Annotated in this window: 11 protein-coding genes; 7 read left to right on the forward strand and 4 right to left on the reverse strand. The window is 65.0% G+C overall.

Annotated features, from left to right (window positions below):
- Positions 1 to 26 precede the first annotated feature (26 nt).
- From pueB to ACZ5BO_RS17070, 5 genes are all read left to right on the forward strand, one after another.
- On the forward strand, positions 27 to 1,712 hold the full coding sequence (gene pueB / locus ACZ5BO_RS17050; RefSeq protein ID WP_464695822.1) for a polyurethane esterase B: 1,686 nt from the start codon (positions 27 to 29) through the stop codon (positions 1,710 to 1,712).
- 194 nt (positions 1,713 to 1,906) lie between these two features.
- Positions 1,907 to 4,894, forward strand: a complete 2,988-nt coding sequence (gene eprS, locus ACZ5BO_RS17055) for an autotransporter serine peptidase EprS (RefSeq protein ID WP_464695823.1) — start codon at positions 1,907 to 1,909, stop codon at positions 4,892 to 4,894.
- A gap of 133 nt (positions 4,895 to 5,027) precedes the next feature.
- Positions 5,028 to 8,066 carry an autotransporter domain-containing protein gene (locus ACZ5BO_RS17060; RefSeq protein ID WP_464701303.1) on the forward strand — a complete coding sequence of 1,013 codons (3,039 nt, stop codon included), beginning with the start codon at positions 5,028 to 5,030 and terminating at the stop codon, positions 8,064 to 8,066.
- 106 nt (positions 8,067 to 8,172) lie between these two features.
- Positions 8,173 to 10,026, forward strand: coding sequence for a polyurethane esterase (locus tag ACZ5BO_RS17065; protein WP_025129064.1), 1,854 nt, complete (start codon positions 8,173 to 8,175; stop codon positions 10,024 to 10,026).
- 186 nt (positions 10,027 to 10,212) lie between these two features.
- Entirely contained in the window at positions 10,213 to 10,596 is a 384-nt protein-coding gene (locus tag ACZ5BO_RS17070) for a hypothetical protein (protein WP_025129063.1), read from the forward strand.
- A 14-nt stretch (positions 10,597 to 10,610) separates the two neighbouring features.
- Here the strand turns inward: ACZ5BO_RS17070 and ACZ5BO_RS17075 are convergent, their stop codons facing one another.
- A complete protein-coding gene (locus ACZ5BO_RS17075) occupies positions 10,611 to 10,829 on the reverse strand; it encodes a YgdI/YgdR family lipoprotein (protein WP_025129062.1) in 219 nt (72 codons plus the stop codon).
- Positions 10,830 to 11,035: 206 nt separating this feature from the next.
- Here ACZ5BO_RS17075 and ACZ5BO_RS17080 point away from each other — a divergent pair, with 206 nt between their 5' ends.
- Positions 11,036 to 12,688 (forward strand): VRR-NUC domain-containing protein, encoded by a 1,653-nt coding sequence (locus tag ACZ5BO_RS17080; protein ID WP_025129061.1) that lies wholly within the window; start codon positions 11,036 to 11,038, stop codon positions 12,686 to 12,688.
- The gene (locus ACZ5BO_RS17085; RefSeq protein ID WP_464695824.1) at positions 12,685 to 14,970 is read left to right on the forward strand and encodes a helicase C-terminal domain-containing protein; all 2,286 of its coding nucleotides are present in this window, start codon (positions 12,685 to 12,687) and stop codon (positions 14,968 to 14,970) included. The genes ACZ5BO_RS17080 and ACZ5BO_RS17085 overlap by 4 nt, the downstream gene beginning before the upstream one ends.
- Positions 14,971 to 15,038: 68 nt before the next feature.
- Here the strand turns inward: ACZ5BO_RS17085 and ACZ5BO_RS17090 are convergent, their stop codons facing one another.
- From ACZ5BO_RS17090 to ACZ5BO_RS17100, 3 genes are all read right to left on the reverse strand, one after another.
- Positions 15,039 to 15,452, reverse strand: a complete 414-nt coding sequence (locus ACZ5BO_RS17090; RefSeq protein ID WP_464695825.1) for a TIGR03067 domain-containing protein — start codon at positions 15,450 to 15,452, stop codon at positions 15,039 to 15,041.
- Positions 15,453 to 15,477: 25 nt separating this feature from the next.
- On the reverse strand, positions 15,478 to 16,125 hold the full coding sequence (locus ACZ5BO_RS17095; RefSeq protein ID WP_025129058.1) for a response regulator: 648 nt from the start codon (positions 16,123 to 16,125) through the stop codon (positions 15,478 to 15,480).
- 74 nt (positions 16,126 to 16,199) lie between these two features.
- Positions 16,200 to 19,442, reverse strand: coding sequence for a hybrid sensor histidine kinase/response regulator (locus ACZ5BO_RS17100; RefSeq protein WP_464695826.1), 3,243 nt, complete (start codon positions 19,440 to 19,442; stop codon positions 16,200 to 16,202).
- Positions 19,443 to 19,481: the final 39 nt, after the last annotated feature.

Raw genomic sequence — 19,481 nt, forward strand, 5'->3', positions numbered from 1 at the left:
AGGGACAATAAAAAAGAGGAACGAGCATGAGTATCTTCGATTACAAGACCGCCCTTGGCGGTGACGGCAAGGCCCTCTACAGCGAGGCCATCGCTTTGGCCCTGTATGCCTCTGCACCCACCGGCGAGGCGCTGCCGGGCACCGCCTGGCGCCCCATCAGCGCCAGCCAGCTGGGCTACCAGGGCAACGTCAGTGCCCAGGGCACCATTTCCGGCGAGCAGGCGATCGTCAGCGATGCCCAGGTCGAGGTGCTGGGCAAGTACGACGCCAGCGGGCAGTTGCTGTCCATCGGCATCAGCTTTCGCGGCACCGACAGCCTCAAGGACGCTATCAACGACCTGCAGGCCGCCTTCGTGCCGGGCTTTGCCGACAACTACAGCCGCCTGGCCTTCGACAACCTGTTGGGCAAGGTCGCGGCGTTTGCCGCGGCCCAGGGCCTGAGCGGCAGCGATGTGCTGGTCACCGGGCACAGCCTGGGTGGCCTGGGGGTCAACAGCCTGGCGGCGATGAGCGGTGAGCACTGGGGCGGTTTCTATCAGGACGCCAGCTACCTGGCCTTCGCCTCGCCGACCCAGAGCGCCAACAGCCCTCAGGTGCTGAACATCGGCTATGAAAACGACCCAGTGTTCCGCGCCCTGGACGGCACGCATTTCAACGCCTCGTCCCTGGGCACCCACGACAAGCCCCAGGAGTCGGCGACCAATAACATCGTCAGCTTCACCGATCACTACTCGTCGTTCCTCGGCAAGCTGATTCCCCAGAGCATTCTCAATCCGCAGTCTTGGTCGGCCCACAGCGCGGTGGACTATGCCGGTGGCCTCAACCGCCTGATCGAATCGGATTTCTATGACCTGACCAGCCGCGATTCCACCGTGGTGATCTCCAACCTGTCGGAAGGCAAGCGCGACCAGGTCTGGGTCAAGGACCTCAACCTGTATGCCGAGAAGCACAGCGGCAGCACCTTCATCATCGGCACCCAGGGCAACGACCTGCTGCATGGCGGCAAGGGCAACGACTACCTGGACGGTGGCGCCGGCGATGATCGCTTTCGCGACGATGGTGGCTACAACATCATCCATGGCGGGCAGGGCCATAACGTGCTGGAGCTGCAACAGCCGCTGAAGAACTTCTCCATTGCCAATGATGGCGACGGCACCCTGTACATCCGCGACGCCTACGGCGGCATCAGCATGACCCGGGACGTTGGCGCCCTGGTCAGCCACGAGGCCGGCAACTTCTGGCAGTGGTTCGGCAAGGACGTGACCTACAGCGTGACCGACGCCGGCCTGCAGAATGGCAACCAGTGGACCGCCTACAACCACTCGCTGAACGGCGATGCCTATGGCAACGCCCTGGTGGCCAGCGTCGATGGCGACTGGCTGTTCGGCCATGGCGGCGACGACCTGCTGAGCAGCGACAAGGCCAACGTGACCTTTGTCGGTGGCAGCGGCAACGACGTGATGCACTCCACCGGCGGCGGGGCCAATACCTTCCTGTTCAGCGGCAATTTCGGCCTGGACCTGATCCACGGTTATCAGAACACCGACAAGCTGGTGTTCATGGGCGTGCCGGGTGTCGATGGGCAATACGACTACAGCCAGCACCTGTCGCAGAACGGCAACGACACCCTGCTCAGTGTCGGCGAGTTCTCGGTGACCCTGGTGGGGGTCGGCCTCGACGGCCTGAACGGCTCGGGCATCGTGTTCGCCTGAGGCAAGCAGCAGGCGCGGCGTCCTTGAGGGGCGCCGTGGCGTTGACGGCAGTGTTCGGGGAGGGCGCTTCACTCCCCGGGTTCAACAAGCAGGAAAACCAGAGGACGGGCCCCGGCCCCAGGCGGTAACAGGCAACACAACGATCGGTCCCGGAAGGACGGTCCAACAACAACAAAAATCGAGAAGTCATCAACATGGATGTGAAGTGCGATCAGCTCAAGGCGCTGACGGGCACCCTGTGCCTGGCATTTGCCACAGGACTGCCGTTGCCGGCCCAGGCCACCTATCAGGACAGCGGACGGCTGGGGGACCCTGCCAGTTGGCGCTCCGCCGAATACCTGCAGGACTGGGGCCTGGAACGGATGCAGGCAAACCAGGCCTATGCCGCCGGCTACAGCGGTGCAGGAGTGAAGATCGGCGCCCTGGACTCGGGGTTCGATGCCGCCCATCCCGAGGCCAGTTCCACACGTTTTCATCCGCTCACCGCCACGGGAAACGATCGGGATGGCAAGCCGTTCAGCGTCTCCGGGGTGCTCAATGGCGCCAATGACAGCCACGGCACCCACGTCACCGGCACCATGGGCGCGGCCCGCGACGGTAACGGCATGCACGGCGTGGCCTTCAACGCCCAGGTGTATGTAGGCAATACCAATCACAACGACAGTTTCCTGTTTGGCCCCAGCCCCGACCCGCAGTACTTCAAGGCGGTGTACTCCGCCCTGGCCGAGGCCGGGGTGCGGGTCATCAACAACAGCTGGGGCAGCCAGCCCAAGGATGTCAGCTACCAGACCCTGGACGGCCTGCGGGCAGCCTACGCCCAGCATTTCCAACAGGGCACCTGGCTCGATGCCGCCGCCGAGGTTTCGCGCCGCGGGGTGATCAATGTCTTCAGTGCCGGCAACAGCGGCTATGCCAATGCCAGCGTGCGTTCGGCCCTGCCGTATTTTCAGCCGGAACTGGAAGGCCACTGGCTGGCGGTCTCGGGGCTGGACAAGAACAACCAGCAGAAATACAACCAGTGCGGCATCGCCAAGTACTGGTGCCTGGCCACGCCCGGCGCCGCCATCACCAGCACCGTGCCCGGCGGCGGCTACGCCACCTACAACGGTACGTCCATGGCTGCGCCCCATGCCACCGGCGCCCTGGCCCTGGTGATGGAGCGTTATCCCTACCTGGACAACCAGCAGGCCCTGCAAGTACTGCTGACCACCGCCCGGCAGCTCGACGGCTCGCCCACCCAGGGGCCCAGTGCGCTGGTGGGCTGGGGCGTGCCGGATTTGCGGCGGGCGATGCACGGGCCGGGGCAACTGCTGGGCGAATTCAACGTCAACCTGGGGCGCGGCCAAGGGGATGTCTGGAGTAACGGCCTTTCGGACCAGGCGCTTATCCAGCGTCAGGCCGAGGACGCCGCCGAACGCCAGGCCTGGCGGCAGACCCTGCAGGACCGGGGCTGGGAGCATGGCCTGAGCCCGGGAGCCAGCCAGCAGGAGCAGACCGACTATGCCCTGGGCATGGCCCGCGATGCGGCAGCGGCGGCGCGGATCTACCAGGGCAGCCTGGTCAAGTCCGGGGCCGGCTGGCTGGTGCTCAGCGGCGACAGCAGCTATCGCGGTCCAACCACGGTCAATGGCGGCTTGCTGGCGGTCAACGGCACGCTGGCGTCAGAGGTCAGGGTCAATGCCGGCGGCACCCTGGGCGGTTCCGGGCAGGTCGCCGGGATCAGCGCTGCGGCCGGTGCCCGGGTGGCGCCGGGCAACTCCATCGGCACCTTGAATGTGGCGGGGAACGTCGACTTCCAGCCGGGCTCGACCTATGTGCTGGAGCTGTCCCCGAGTGCCAGCGACCGGATCGTCGCCACGGGCCAGGCCAGCCTGAATGGTGCCGCTGTCGACCTGGTGCCCGAGCCTCGGGGGAATGTGCTGGCCGCGCAGCAGGTGCCGAGCCTGGTTGGCCGCCAGTACGACATTCTGCAAGCGGCAGGTGGCGTCGTCGGGCGTTTTTCCAGTGTCCAGCCCGAATCGCTGTTTCTTGGCACAGCCCTCGACTATTCGGCCAGCAGCGTGCAGTTGCAGGTAATGCGCAACGCGACCTCCTTTGCCAGCGTCGGCCTGACCCCCAACCAGCGCGCGACCGGCGCTGCAGTGGAACAGTTGGCGGCGGGCAATCCGGTCTATGAAAGCCTGTTGCTGTCGCCTTCGGCGGCGGTGGCCCAGGGTGCACTGCAGCAATTGTCCGGGGAGATCTACCCGGCCCTGAGTTCGATGCTGGTCAGCCAGGGCTCGGTGCTGCGCGACGCCCTGGGCGAACGCCTGCAACGCCCGGCCCTGGGGCACGCGGGAGCGGAGCCGGCGACTGCCAGTGGCTGGATCAAGGGCCTGGGGGCCTGGGGGCGGGTCGAGGGCGCCAAGGGCACCACTGCCTATGACAGCTCTCTTGGCGGCATGCTGGCCGGTATCGACCGCGACCTCGACGAGCAGACCCGTATCGGCCTGGCGGCTGGCTACAGCGAAAGTGCCTTGCACATGGGCGCCGGCACCCGGGCCAAGGCCGAGGTCGACAGCTATCACCTGGGGGCCTATGCCCGCCACGACCTGGACGCGCTGCGCCTGAGCCTGGGCGCCAGCCATAGCTGGCATCGCGCCGAGGTCCGTCGCGACCTGGCCTATGCCGATGTATCCGGCCGGGAGAAGGCCCGGGTCGATGCCCGCAGCACCCAGGTGTTTGCCGAGGCGGCCTATGCCGTGCCGCTGGCGCCCCTGGTGCTGGAGCCTTTCGTCAACCTGGCCTACCAGCACCTGGACCGGGATGCCTTCCACGAGAAAGGCGCCGCCGCGGCCCTGGAGGGCGACCGCGACCAGCGCGATGCCTGGCTCGGCACCCTCGGCCTGCGTGGTCGCCAGCAGCTGCGGCTGGCGTCGGGACAGGCCCTGGAACTGTCGGCGAGCCTGGGCTGGCAGCACCGCCTGAATGGCGCCCAGGCCCGCGAACCGTTGTCCTTTGCCGGCAGCGACCAGGGCTTTGCGGTGAACAGCGCCGCGCCCGTGCGCGACGCTGCGCAGGTCGGTGCCCAGGCACGCCTGGCTCTGGCCCGGGACCTGTCCCTGAGCCTGGACTACCAGGGGCAGTTGGCCAGTCGACAGCAACAGCATGGAGCAGGACTCAATCTCGAGTGGCGCTTCTGAGGCGCCACTGAACTCGACAGCGGCGCGGGATTGGCCGCAGGGATATTTGCCAACACAACTAAGGAAGGTCGTAGTGAAGAGAGTCAAACGCAAGGATCGCGCGCAGGCAGGACAGGGCGGGGTACGCACCCCGCTGAGCCGGGCATTGCTGGGGTGCGTGGCACTGATCGGCGGGGCCCAGGCCGCGCCCTATGTGGAAGCCGGTCGTGCTGGCGACGCCAGCAGCTGGCGCAGCGCCGAGTTCAAGGCGGACTGGGGCCTGGGAGCCATTCATGCCGACAGCGCCTATGCCGCCGGCTACAGCGGCAAGGGCGTCAAACTGGGGATCTTCGACCAGCCAGTGTATGCCCGGCACCCGGAGTTCGTCGGTCCGGACAAGGTCATCACCCTGATCACCAGCGGCATCCGCCAGTACACCGATCCCTATATTCCGGTGAAGGCCGGTGACGCCTTTCGCTATGACGGCAGTCCGTCCGTGGGCTCGGACGGCAAGCTCGGCTCCCACGGCACCCACGTCGGCGGGATCGCCGGCGGCAGCCGCGATGGCGGGGCCATGCACGGGGTGGCTTACGATGCGCAGATCATCAGTGCCGACAACGGTGACCCGGGCCCGGAAGACGGCATCGTCCTGGGCAACGACGGCGCGGTGTACAAGGCTGGCTGGGATGGCCTGGTGGCCAGTGGCGCGCGGATCATCAACAACAGCTGGGGCATCGGCATCACCGACCGCTTCAACAAGGGCGGCCGCGACCCGGCGTTCCCGCATTTCACCCTGGAGGATGCACGGGCCCAGTTCGCGCAGATCCAGCCGCTGCTGGGCACCTTGCCGGGGGGCGCCTACGACGGCGCCATTGCCGCGGCCCGAAGTGGGGTGATGACCATCTTCGCCGCCGGCAACGACTACAACCTGAACAACCCGGATGCCATTGCCGGCCTTGGCTACTTCGTCCCGGAGATCGCTCCCAACTGGCTGACCGTCGCCGCATTGCAGCAGAACCCCGATACCGCCAGCGCCGACCCCTATGTCATCAGCACCTTTTCCTCGCGCTGCGGCTATACCGCCAGTTTCTGCGTCTCGGCCCCCGGCACACGGATCTACAGCTCGGTGATCGGTGGCACGAACCTGGACAACATGACCCTGGGCTATGCCAACAAGAACGGCACCTCGATGGCCGCCCCTCACGCGGCGGGGGCCGCAGCGGTGCTGATGGAGCGCTTTCCCTACATGAGCGGGGCGCAGATCGCCAGCGTGCTACGCACCACCGCCACCGACCTGGGCGCACCGGGCATCGATTCGCTGTACGGCTGGGGCATGATCGACCTGGGCAAGGGCATCCACGGCCCGGGCATGCTGGTCGCGGAGCAGGACATCCCCGTGGACCTGCGGGTTCCCGGTGCCTATGGCGCAACCCAGTTCGTCGCTGACCTGCCGGGGGTGGGGGCCCTGGTGGACGTGGGCAAGCCAACCCAGCGGCGCTGCAACGACATCAGCTGCGGCCGGGATGTCTGGAGCAACGACATCAGTGGCCATGGCGGCCTGACCAAGCAGGGCATCGGCACCCTGGTGCTCAGCGGCAGCAATACCTATTCCGGCCCGACCCTGGTCAACCAGGGGCGCCTGGCGGTCAATGGCTCGCTGGTGTCGGCGGTGACCGTCAATGACGGCGGGATCCTCGGCGGTAGCGGCCGGGTCGGCGGGCTGATGGTCAATGCCGGTGCCACCGTGGCCCCGGGCAACTCGGTCGGCACCCTGCATGTCGCCTCCGACGTGACCTTCCTGCCGGGCTCGACCTACGCGGTGGAAGTGTCCCAGAGCGGCAGCGATCGGCTGATTGCCGACGGCCAGGCGCTGCTCGGTGGCGCCACGTTGTCCATGGAACTGCAAGGCGAAGGCGGCGCGGGCTTGCTCAGTCGGCAGAGCGTGCCGAGCCTGCTGGGGCGCCAGTTCGATATCATCGATGCGGCCGGCGGTATCCAGGGGCGCTTCGGCGCGGTGCAATCCAACGCGCTGTTCCTGACGGGCGATCTGGATTACGCGGCCAATGGCGTGCAACTGGCGGTGGCGCGCAATGCCACTTCCTTCAGCAGCATCGGCCTGACCCCGAACCAGCGCGCCGTGGGCGCCGCCACCGAGCAACTGGGGGCTGGCAATCCGCTGTTCGAAAGCCTGTTGCTGGCACCTTCGGCAGCCAGTGCCCAGCAAGCCTTCCAGCAATTATCCGGGGAGATTCACCCGGCCATCAGCAGCCTGCTGATCAACGACAGCCGCTACCTGCGCGACGCCATGGGCGAACGCCTGCGCCAGTCGCCTGCGGTGCCTGCGGCGGCAGGCACGGGCCAGGACAACGGGGTCTGGATGAAGACCCTGGGCGCCTGGGGCAAGGCCGATGGCGACGCCGACCATGCACGCTACAGCACCTCCATCGGCGGCTTGCTGGCGGGGATCGATGGCGCCGTGGACGAGGCCACGCGCCTGGGCTTCTTCACCGGCTACAGTGACAGTTCGTTGAACATGGGTGACGGCACTCATTCCTCGGCCAAGGTCGACAGCTATCACCTGGGGACCTACCTGGGCCGGCAACAGGAGGCGTTGCGCCTGAGCCTGGGTGGTTCCTACAGCTGGCACCGGATCGAGGTCAAGCGCGAGTTGCAGTACGCCGGGGTCGCCGACCGCCAGAAGAGCAAGCGCGATGCGCGCAGCGCCCAACTGTTCGGTGAGGCGGCATGGCAGTTCGAGCAGGGCCCAGGGCGCCTGGAACCTTTCGTTAACCTGGCCTACGTCAATATCGCCAGTGACGCCTTCAAGGAACAGGGCGGCGCTGCGGCACTCAAAGGCTCGGATGACCATCGCGAGGCCTGGCTCTCGACCCTGGGCATGCGTGCCGGCCAGCGCCTGGCGCTGGCGCAAGGACAGGCACTGGAGTTGTCCGCGACCCTGGGTTGGCAGCACAACCTGAGCGGCACCGGCTCCGACCAGCACCTGGCCTTTGCCGCGGGAGGGGGAGAGTACAAGGTCCAGAGCCTGTCCCTGGAACGTGATGCAGCAGTGGTCGGCGCACGTGCCGGGGTGGTCCTGGGGCGTGCGACCCGAGTCAATCTGGATTACAACGGTGTGCTGGGCAGCAAGGACAAGAGCCATGGGGTCGGCTTGACCCTGGACTGGGCGTTCTGACGCCGCGTCACCGCTGAAAGGTGTTGTACCGCGTCACCCAGGCCTGGCAACGGGCCTGGGTGGCCGGAGCTATCTCTGACAATTCCAACAAAAGAGAGGCAATACCATGGGTGTGTTTGACTACAAGAACTTCACTGCAGAGGATTCCAAGGCGCTGTTTACCGATGCCATGGCGATTACCCTGTACTCCTATCACAACCTCGACAACGGCTTTGCCGTGGGTTATCAGCACAACGGCTTCGGCCTGGGCCTGCCAGCGACCCTGGTCACCGCGCTGATCGGCAGCAGCGATTCCCAGGGGGTGATCCCCGGGATTCCCTGGAACCCCGATTCCGAGAAGGCCGCCAAGGAGGCGCTGAACCAGGCCGGCTGGTCCACCATCAGTGCCGAGCAGTTGGGCTATGGCGGCAAGGTGGATGCCCGGGGCACCTTCTTTGGCGAGAAGGCCGGCTACGGTACGGCCCAGGTGGAGATCCTCGGCAAGTACGATGCCCAGGGCCAGTTGAGCTCCATCGGCATCGGCTTTCGCGGCACCAGCGGCCCCCGGGAGTCGCTGCTCAGCGACTCCCTCGGCGATGTGATCAATGACCTGCTGGCGGCCCTGGGGCCCAAGGACTATGCGAAGAACTACGCCGGCGAGGCCTTCGGCACGCTGCTGGGCGATGTCGCGGCCTTTGCCCAGGCCCATGGCCTGTCCGGCAAGGACATCCTGGTCAGCGGCCACAGCCTGGGCGGGCTGGCGGTCAACAGCCTGGCGGACCTGAGCGGCGAGCGCTGGTCCGGGTTCTACAAGGACTCCAACTACATCGCCTATGCCTCGCCGACCCAGAGCGCCAGCGACAAGGTGCTGAACATCGGCTACGAGAACGACCCGGTGTTCCGTGCCCTGGACGGTTCGAGCTTCAACCTGGCGTCGCTTGGGGTCCACGATGCGCACCAGGACTCGGCCACCAACAACATCGTCAACTTCAACGACCATTACGCCTCGACCCTGTGGAACGTGCTGCCGTTCTCGATCCTCAACATCCCCACCTGGATCTCCCACCTGCCCACCGGCTACGGCGATGGCCTGACCCGGGTGCTGGAATCGAAGTTCTACGACTTCACCAGCAAGGACTCGACCATCGTCGTCGCCAACCTGTCGGACCCGGCGCGGGCCAGTACCTGGGTCCAGGACCTGAACCGCAATGCCGAGACCCACAAGGGCAGCACCTTCATCATCGGCAGCGACGGCAACGACCTGATCCAGGGCGGCCGCGGCAACGACTACCTGGAGGGTCGCGACGGCAATGACACCTTCCGCGACGAGGGCGGCTACAACATCATCCTCGGTGGCCAGGGCCACAACACCCTGGACCTGCAGCAGTCGGTGAGCAACTACAGCTTCGCCAGCGACGGTGCCGGCACCCTGTACGTGCGCGACGCCAAGGGCGGGATCAGCATCACCCGTGACATCGGCGCGATCCAGAGCAAGGAGCCGGGGTTTCTCTGGGGCCTGTTCAAGGACGATGTGTTCCATCAGGTTACCGACCAGGGCTTGAAGGCCGGCAACCAACTGACCCAGTACGCCTCGTCGGTGAAGGGCGATGGCAGCGACAACCTGCTTCGGGCCCATGATGGGGGCGACTGGCTGTTTGGCCTGGATGGCAACGACCACCTGGTCGGCGGCCGCGGCAACGACGTGTTCGTCGGCGGCAACGGCAATGACCTGATGGAGTCGGGGGGCGGCAATAACACCTTCCTGTTCAATGGCCATTTCGGCAACGATCGCATCGTCGGCTATCAGGGCGGCGACAAACTGGTGTTCATGGGCGTGGCCGGGGTGCTGCCGGACCAGGACTACCGGGCCCATGCCAGCAGCAGTGGCAACGACACGGTGCTGACCTTCGGCCAGGATTCGGTGACCCTGGTGGGAGTCAGCCTCGACCACCTCAACGGCTCGGGCATCACCATCGCCTGATACCGAAAGGGCGCGGGGCCTGCAACGGGCCCCGGGCCCTTGCCTGGATAAAAAAAGTGACCTGTCAGTCAAATGCCGACTCCAATACCGGTAAAGCTGCAGCCCGCTGATGCGTTACTAGAGGTACGCAAGGTTTCAGGGATGCAACCGCAATCGATTCAAGGCAGTGACAGGAGAGTTTTGACAGTGAGTAACAGCAAGAGGTATGCGAGCGGTCTGGTGCTGGCCCTGTGGGCATGCATGGCATCGGCCGAGGAGTTGCCTCACAGCTCGATTTTGAAACGCTACGGGGTGACCGTGGATCAGTTGCCGCCCGGTTTACCCGCGCCAGCCACCACCGAGGAGCCTGCCCCCAGTCTTTTCCAGCTGGACCCGGAGCAGCCCCTGGCGCAGTTTCGTCTGAAGGACGACGCGACGCCGGACACCACAGGCAACATCAGCATTGATAACGCCAATGCCAGGGAGCGTGATCGCTGCCGGCAGGTGAGCCAGGAGTTGTCCAAGCGTGGCAAGCCGGTGCCGGGGTTTTTCTGCGAGCCGGGGCAGGGAGGCTTGCTCTGGGGGCATTGAAGTGCTGCGGTGAATCATTTTTCCTGGCGGACGGTGGCCACATCGTCCGCCTTGACCCGAATGGTCTTGCCGGAGATGTCCTGGAATTCATAGAAACCATCGGCAGTCTTGGTCTTGGGCTGATCACGGGTCAGGTACTGCGTGCCGTTCTGCAAGGTCACCACGGTGGGCGAGGCGCAGCCGGCCAAGGTCAGGGCAGCGAGCAGGAGCAATCCCAGGTTTTTCAGGTTCATACAGGTTTCTCGTCAGTAGTGGTGCATCCACGATGCGCTGGACACTATAGCCATGGCCCGTTGGTGTAGTGAAGACGACAAAAGTTCTGTGGGCCATTGTAAAAAACTTCGCCGCGCCATTTATCCAATAGTGTTTGCCAGAGCGGGGCAACGGCTGTTATCTGTACGCATAACCAGTATTCAACCCGCCGTGGCGTCTTAGTTCCGTGACCTCCAATCCCCTCGAAAACCCCCTCTATTACCTGCACAACTTCCAGCAAGTGTTGAGCTGGCTGGAGCTGCGCTATGCCGATGTGCTGACGGACGCCGAGCAGTGCTTCATTCGTGACTTCACGGCCCTGGCCCAGCCGTCCCAGGCCTTGCTGGTGCGCATGGTGATGCGCAAGGGGCGGCACTTTCGCCTGGGCAAGCTGAGTTACCCGGAGATTGGCGACAGCGCCCGGGCCCTGGTGCCGCTGCTGGCCCTGGGCTGGGTCGACGAGCAGGCGCCGCTGAGCCTGGAGGAGTTGTTCGGCTTGCTGCACAAGGCCGAGTTGCAGCAGGCGTTCAAGGCCCTGGCGCTGCCGGCCAAGGCGAAGAAGAGCCAGTGGCTGGAGGCGCTGCAGGCCCAGCACCCGCAACCCCAGGCGTTTGGCCAATGGTGCCCGGAGCTGGATGACAGGCTGCTGAGCCTGACGCTCATGCCACTGTGCGACCGCTTGCGCCTGATGTTCTTCGGCAACCTGTACCAGGACTGGTCGGAGTTCGTGCTGGCGGACCTGGGCATCTACAGCTACGAAAAAGTCGAGATCAGCGCCGATGCCCGCGGCCTGCGCAGCCGTGACGACGTCGATGGCTTCTTTTACCTGCACCAGTGCCAGGAAGGATTCGAGGCCGGGGATGAACTGCCCCAGGTGCTGGAGCGAATCGCCGCGTTCAGCACCGCCAACCCCTGGCTGGAGAAGCGCCGGGGCAAACTCTTGTTCCTCCTGGGCCAGCACGGCGAGCGCCTGGCGGACTGGGCCCTGGCCCGGGCAATCTATCAGCAGTGTGCCTACCCCGGGGCGCGCTTGCGGCTGATCCGGGTGCTGGAGCGCAGCGAAGAGTACCCGGCGGCCCTGGCCCTGGCGGAGCAGGCAGCGGCTGCCCCCGAGAGTGCCGCCGAGGCCCAGCAGTTGCTGCGGGTCATGCCCAGGCTGCGACGCAAGCTGGGCGGGCCGCCACTGCCACGCACGGCCGCTCGCGAGGTGCAGCGCCTGGACCTGCAATTGCCCCAGGACGGGCAGGGACTGAGCGTTGAGCAACGGGTCCAGCTGCATCTGCACCAGCCCGAGGGGCCGGTGCACTACGTGGAGAACAGCCTGATCAATTCGCTGTTCGGGCTGCTCTGCTGGCCGGCGGTGTTCGCTCCGTTGCCGGGGGCCTTCTTCCATCCGTTCCAGCGCGGGCCGGTGGACCTGCTCAGCGAAGATTTCCATGAGCGGCGCAGCGCGCTGTTCCAGGGCTGCCTGGCGGAACTGGACGATGGCCGCTACCGCGACAGCATCCGCCAGCGCTTTGCCGAAAAGTGGGGCCTGCAATCGCCCTTCGTGTTCTGGGGGGCGCTGACCGAGGAACTGCTCGAACAGGCCCTCGACTGCCTGCCTGCCGAGCACCTGAAGCACTGGTTCCAGCGCCTGCTGCTGGACATCCGGGCCAACCGCGCGGGGATGCCGGACCTGATCCAGTTCTGGCCCGAGGAGAAAACCTACCGGATGATCGAGGTCAAGGGCCCGGGGGATCGCCTGCAGGACAACCAGTTGCGCTGGCTGGACTTCTGCCAGGAGCACCGGATGCCGGTGACGGTGTGTTATGTGCAGTGGCAGGACTGCGAGGGGTGAGCTATCGCATCGCGGTCCGGGCCTTGTGCGAATTCAGCGCCAAGAGTGGTGATCTGGACCTGCGCTTCACCCCGTCGCCGACCGCGCTGGAGGGCATGCACGGGCACCGTACCGTGGCCTCCCGCCGCAACCCCGAGTACCAGAGTGAAGTGGCGCTGGAGGGGCGCTACGGCGAGTTGCTGGTCAAGGGCAGGGCGGACGGCTACGACCCGACGCAGAACCTGCTGGAGGAGATCAAGACCTACCGCGGCGACCTGGCGCGCATGCCCGACAATCATCGGCAACTGCACTGGGCCCAGGCCAAGGTCTATGGCTGGTTGCTGTGCCAGAGCCTGCAATTGCCGGTCATCCGCGTGTCTCTGGTGTACTTCGACGTCCTCAGCGAGCAGGAAACATCGCTGGTACAGGAGCACAGCGCCCAGGTGCTGGAAGACTTCTTCAACCAGCAATGCGCGCTGTTCCTGCACTGGGCCCAGCAGGAAATGCAGCACCGCACAGCCCGTGACCAGGCCACCCGCAGCCTGAGTTTTCCCCATGGCGAGTTTCGCCGCGGCCAGCGTCACCTCGCCGAGTCGGTGTACAAGGCGGTCAGCACTGGCCGTTGCCTGTTGGCCCAGGCGCCCACCGGCATCGGCAAGACCCTGGGCACGATCTTCCCGATGCTCAAGGCCATGGCCCCGCAGCAACTGGACAAGCTGCTGTTTCTCACCGCCAAGACCCCGGGACGACAATTGGCCCTCGATGCGGCCCGGGTGCTGTTCGCCGACCAGCCCGAGTTGCCGTTGCGGGTCTTGGAGCTGGTGGCCCGGGACAAGGCCTGTGAGCACCTGGACAAGGCCTGTCATGGCGACTCCTGTCCGTTGGCCAGGGGCTTCTACCAGCGCCTGCCGGCGGCGCGCCAGGCGGCCAGCCAGGTGCCGATGCTGGACCGCCAGGCGCTGCGCCAGGTGGCCCTGGAGCATCAGGTCTGCCCCTATTACCTGAGCCAGGAAATGGCCCGCTGGAGCGATCTGGTGGTGGCCGACTACAACTATTATTTCGATTTCAGCGCCTTGCTGTTCGGCCTGGCCCAGGCCAACCAATGGCAGGTCGCGGTACTGGTGGACGAAGCCCACAATCTGGTGGAGCGCGGACGCGGGATGTACAGCGCCAGACTCGACCAGCAGCAACTGGCCAAGGTGCGTGCCAGCGCGCCCCAGGCCTTGAAAAGCTCATTGCAACGTCTCAATCGCGAGTGGAATGCCCTGCACAAGGACCAGGTCGCGCCCTATCAGGCCCATGACCGGCTGCCGACGGCGTTGCTCAAGGCGCTGGGGCTGTGTGTTGCGGCCCTGGGCGACTATTTCAACGAGCACCCCGAGGGCCTGGACAGCGAGCTGCAGGGCCTGTATTTCGAGCTGCTGCAATTTGCCCGGGTGGCGGAGCTGTTCGAGCCGCAGCAGTTCATCTTCGACATCAGCAAGCGCGTGTTGAGCGCCAAGCGCAGCCTGTCACGCCTGTGCCTGCGCAACGTGGTGCCAGCGGCGCTGCTGCGCCCTCGGTTGACGGCGGCCCGCAGCAGCGTGCTGTTTTCCGCGACGCTCAATCCCCGGCATTACTACGCCGATCTGCTCGGGCTGCCGGAAAACACCGTGTGGCTGGACGTCGAGTCACCGTTCGAGGCCCGGCAACTGGAGGTGCACATCGTCAGCCGCATCTCCACGCGCTACGTTCATCGGCAAGCGTCGCTGGCGCCGATTGTCGAGTTGCTGGCGCACCAGTTCCAGGCGCGCCCGGGTAACTATCTGGCCTTCTTCAGCAGTTTCGATTACCTGCAGCAAGTGGCCGAGTTGCTGGCCCTTGAGCATCCGCAGATTGCCTTGTGGCAACAGTCCCGGGGCATGGACGAGTCATCCCGCGAGGACTTTCTCCAGCAGTTTCGGGCCGAGGGGCAGGGCATAGGTTTTGCCGTGCTCGGCGGAGCCTTCGGCGAGGGCATCGACCTGCCGGGATCGAAACTCATCGGTGCCTTCGTCGCGACCCTCGGGCTGCCTCAGCTCAACCCCTTGAACGAACAGATGAAGCAGCGCATGGCGGCGCTGTTCGGCTCCGGTTATGACTACACCTACCTCTACCCCGGGCTGCAGAAAGTGGTGCAGGCCGCCGGGCGAGTGATCCGCAGCCAGGCGGACCGGGGTGTGCTGATGTTGATCGATGATCGCTTTGCCGAGCCGCGGGTCAGGCAACTGCTGCCGGGCTGGTGGGCCCTCGATGGGCCCGGCGGGTCGGTGGTTGCCGGCTAGGGGCGGCACCGGGCCTGGGTCCTGAAGCCTCGGCAAGAGGGGCCTGGCAGGTGCCAAGCCCCGGGGGTTCACTGGCCCTGACGGACCCGGATGAAGCGCCGCAGGGTTTCGCCCGGGCCGGTGTGGAAACGGGTTGGCCGGGGTTGGCCGGTGTCGGCGGCGATGAACACGAAGTGATCGTCGCTCAGCTGATAACTGGCGGGCAGGGGCTGTCCGGCATCAGCGCCGACGCTGTCGATCCAGGTGATGGACTTGGGCGTGGTGCTGCTGTCGAGGGTGAAGGTTCCGGCCAGCAGTTGCTCGCCCTCCACCGTGACCACGCGAAACCGGTTGCCTTCGATCAGGGTCAGGGCACCGGGAGCGCTGTGCTCGTCCGGTGGGTCGAATACACCGCCGTCTTCCATGCCGGTCTGCTCCCAGGCTCCTTGCAGGCGTTCGAGCTCCCGCAGGTCAGCTGCCTTGCGTGATGACAGAGTATCCATTGTCGATTGGTACCTTGGGGTGGGGTCAGTTGAAGATATTACGGCCAATGCAGTAGGTCAGCAGGTCCTGGTCGCTTTGCACTTCCAGTTTGCGCATCGCGGAAATTTTCTGCGCGCTGATGGTTTTCGAGCTGCGGTTCTGGCTGCGGGCGATGTCGCTGACGCTCTTGCCGGAAACGAACAGGCGCAGGATCTCGAACTCCTTGGGCGACAGGGTGGAGATTCGTGCATCGATTGCCACGTTGGATTCCAGCACCGAGTTGGAGGCCGGCTCCAGGCTGCGGTAGATGCCTTTTTGTGCAATGGCCTTGAGGGCGGTCTGGATTTCCTCGTGCAACTGGCTCTTCTGGATCACCCCGACCACCCCCAGTTCATGCAGGCGGGTGAGGATCAACTGGTTGGAAATCATGGTCAGGACCAGGATCTGCAAATGGGGGAAGTTGCGCTTGAGGTATTCCACCAGTTTCAGGCCGTCGCCGTAAGGCGAGTCCCCGGGCATGTTGTAGTCGGTGATGACGACATCCACCGGGCGCGCCTCCAGAAGCTGGACCAGGCCCTTGGAGCACACCGCCTCACCAACGATTTCAAATCGATCATCGCGCTCCATCAGCTCGCGAACGCCGAGCAACACAATCGGGTGATCGTCAGCAATGACTACTTTCAGTTTTTCCATGACAAACACACCCGTGTAAGACGCTAATTAATAAAGAAACCCGAGACTGACGGTACATTAAACCCTGGCGCTCATTATTCAAGGGGCAGCAGGAGTTCCGACAGGCGCTGCATCAATTGCCGGACCTGGGCAACCAGAGCCGGGCTCAGGCTGTTTTCCAGCAACTGGCACTCCAGTTCGGCGCAAGCCCTGGCCAGTGCCACGGCCTGCACGGCGCCCATGGCTCCGGCGATGCTGTGCAGGCGCTCGGCGGCAGCGTTGGCGGACCCGGTCTCCAACGCCTTGGTCAACCGTTGCAGGTCCTCGTGCATGGTACTGACAAACAGCGGGCGCATCTTTTCCGAGAGCTGGAGGGTGTTGCCCGCAGGCACAGGGGCGGTGTCTACCCTGGGCCGGGCTTCAGCCGGCGTCGGCGTTGCAGGCGCCGGAGGTGGGGGGGGAGTGCTTTGGCAAAGCTTCAATAGTTGGCCTCGCAACGTCTGCAGGTTCATGGGTTTGACGATCCAGGTGTTCATTCCGGCGGCCAGGCAACGGCTGCCTTCCTCGCGCATGGCATTGGCGGTGACGCCGATGATCGGCAGTTGCGGGTCGCGTCGGCGCAACTCCCTGGCCAGGTCGTAGCCATTCATGATCGGCATGTTGACGTTGCTGATGGCGATGTCGAACAGCTGCGGTTCCCACTGCTCCAGGGCCTGCTCGCCATTGGCCGCCAGGGTCACCTGGCAACCCAGGGCCTCGAGTTGCTCCTTGATGATCACCTGGTTGATCGGGTTGTCCTCCGCCACCAGGATGTGCAGGTGCAATGGCTGCAAGGAGTTCGGCTGATGCGGAGTCAGGTGCAGGGGAAGGCCTTGGCGCGCCAGGGCTGCGGCGCGGGCGATGGCGCGGATGTCGTGGGCGTCGACCTGGCATTTTTCCCCCTGGCGGCTGTCGCTGGTGTGCCCGCTGGATACAGCCCTCAGACAAGGCCCGGACCAGGGCGCGAGGGAGCCCCGGGGCAGCAGGTCGATGAGCAGCCGCTCCTGGGGCTGGTCTTCCCAGCCGTTGGGCAGCGGGTAGGCCTGGACCCCCAGGCGGCCGAGCCAGTCGCAGGTGCTTTTCACCAGTTCCGGCACCGGCGCGCGGACATAGACCGCAGGCCCGTCGGGCACCAGCGGAGTTGCCGGCAGGGCTCCAGGCAGGTGCTGCAGGCTCAGGCGCAGGGAGAAATTGCTGCCCAGCCCAGGCTCGCTGATCACCTGCATCTGGCCACCCATCATCTGGCTCAGGCGCTGACAGATGGCCAGTCCGAGCCCGGCCCCGGCCTCGCTGGAGGCATCGCGCACCTGATAGAAGGGATCGAACAGAAAGGGTTGCTGCTGGGCAGAGATGCCGATGCCGGTGTCGGTGACTTGCCACTCGATGCAGGCCTCTCGCTCTTCGAGCGTCAGCACCCGGACCCGCAGCACCACCCGGCCACTGTCGGTGAACTTGATCGCGTTGCTCAACAGGTTGTTGAGGATCTGGCGGATTCGTGTCGCGTCTCCCAGCATCAGGGCCGGCAGGTTCGGGTCGATGCAGGCGTAGAGCAGCAGCCCGCGCTGTTCGGCAGAGGCGGCGTAGGAGTGCAGGGCGTTCTCCAGCATGTCCAGCGGGCAGAACTCCACCGGGTCGATGCTCATCTGCCCGGACTCGATCTTCGACACGTCAAGCACGTCGCTGATCAGCTGGAACAGGGTGCTGGAGGAGCGTTGGATGGTCTGCAGGTAGTCGCTCTGGCGTGGATCCAGGGTGGTCAGCCCGAGCAGCTCCAGGGTGCCGAGCACACCATACAACGGGGTGCGGATCTCATGGCTCATGGTCGCCAGGAACAGGGTCTTGGCTTCGTTGGCAGCATCTGCCGAGCGCCTCGCCTGATCCAGCGCCTGGGCATCCTCGACGTGATGGGTGACGTCATTGAAGGCACAGAGCAGGGCATCCTGGCCCTTGTAGCGGGTCGAGACGAAACCGACCTGCAGGTGGCGCCCATCGATGTCGAGATAGGTTTCCCCTGCGTCGACCAGGCGTTGGTCACGTTGCAGCAGCGACAGCAGCTTTGCCGTGCCTTGCCAGTGCCGGGCCTGGTGGTTTTCCAGCAGCACCTTGAAGTTGTCCCGGCGCGCCACGCACAAGCCGGTAGGGGCGGTGTCGATGATCACCCGGTTGAAGGCTTCGCTTTCGGCGATGGTCTGGTGCGCCAGTTGTGCGGGTATCACCACGTGGTTGCGGTACCAGCGGCACGCCGCCCAGCCGCTGGCAACGGCGCCCAGGGCCAGGCCCAGCAGGCCCAGCAGCGCCCACTGGGCATAGTCGAAATAGCTCTGGTAACTGATGGTGTAGAGCCCGGTCCAAAGCGCCGGGGACTGGCTGGTGAGTTTGAAGGTCATTCCTCGCAGGCCGAAATTCAAGCCTTCCTGCAAGGCATTGGCAGGGTCATTGGCGCCGGTGAGGACCAGGCCCGAGGGGTCGATGAGGGTGAAATCGTCATAGATCGACCAGTGCATGAGCCGTTCGATGTTGTTGACACCGTCCAGGTTGAGCAGCGATGCCGCTACCACCCAGTCGCTGGCCCCGTTGATGTGCAACTGTTCCGAGCCCAGGTGCAGGTTGATGAAGGCCAGCAGCTTGGGGGCGACATCCGCCGAGTCCGGCTGGTTGTACCGCTCCCAATAGACCTGGCGGTCCGGGAAGCCGTTGTTCTTCACCGTCAGGTGGCGCAGCACCCGCTCCACCACGCTGTTGTAGGGTATCTCGCTGCGCCAGGGGTTGCCCCGCATGTGCCGCGCCGCCGGCACGCTGATGTCGAAATTGCCGTAGGCGTTGAAGATGAAGGTACGGGGCGCGGGATAGTGCGAAGTGGACCAGAAGGCGCTGTAGAAGGTCGACAGGTGCACGCCCAGGGCGAACACCTTGGGCAGTTCCCCGATGGCCAGCTGCTGGTGATTGAAGTTCAGGCTGAAGGGAATCGAGTAGGGGTATTCCTGGCCTTCATAGGCATTGTTGCCCTCGCTGGGCAAAGGCCGCTGCAGGTACAGGGCGTGAGGCTCGTCGCTCATCATCGAGTCGACCGCATGGTGCGCTGCCAGGCGGCGCAGAAACAGTTCCTGCTCCTGGACATTCTCCATCAGCCGGGCGAAGTGGAAACGTACGCTGCTGTACTGTTCGTCAATCAGGCGCTGGGTGGTCCAGTAGAGAGTGGCGAACAACAGCAGTGCCAGGCCCAGCAGGATCAACATGCCTTTGTTCAACCGGATCGAGCTGCGAGTCAGGTTCTCCAGGAAGGTGTTGCTGTTTTTCATCACTGATTTCCCAAACACGTATAAGGGCCTCGATCTTGA

The sequence above is a fragment of the Pseudomonas sp. FFPRI_1 genome (assembly GCF_055384485.1).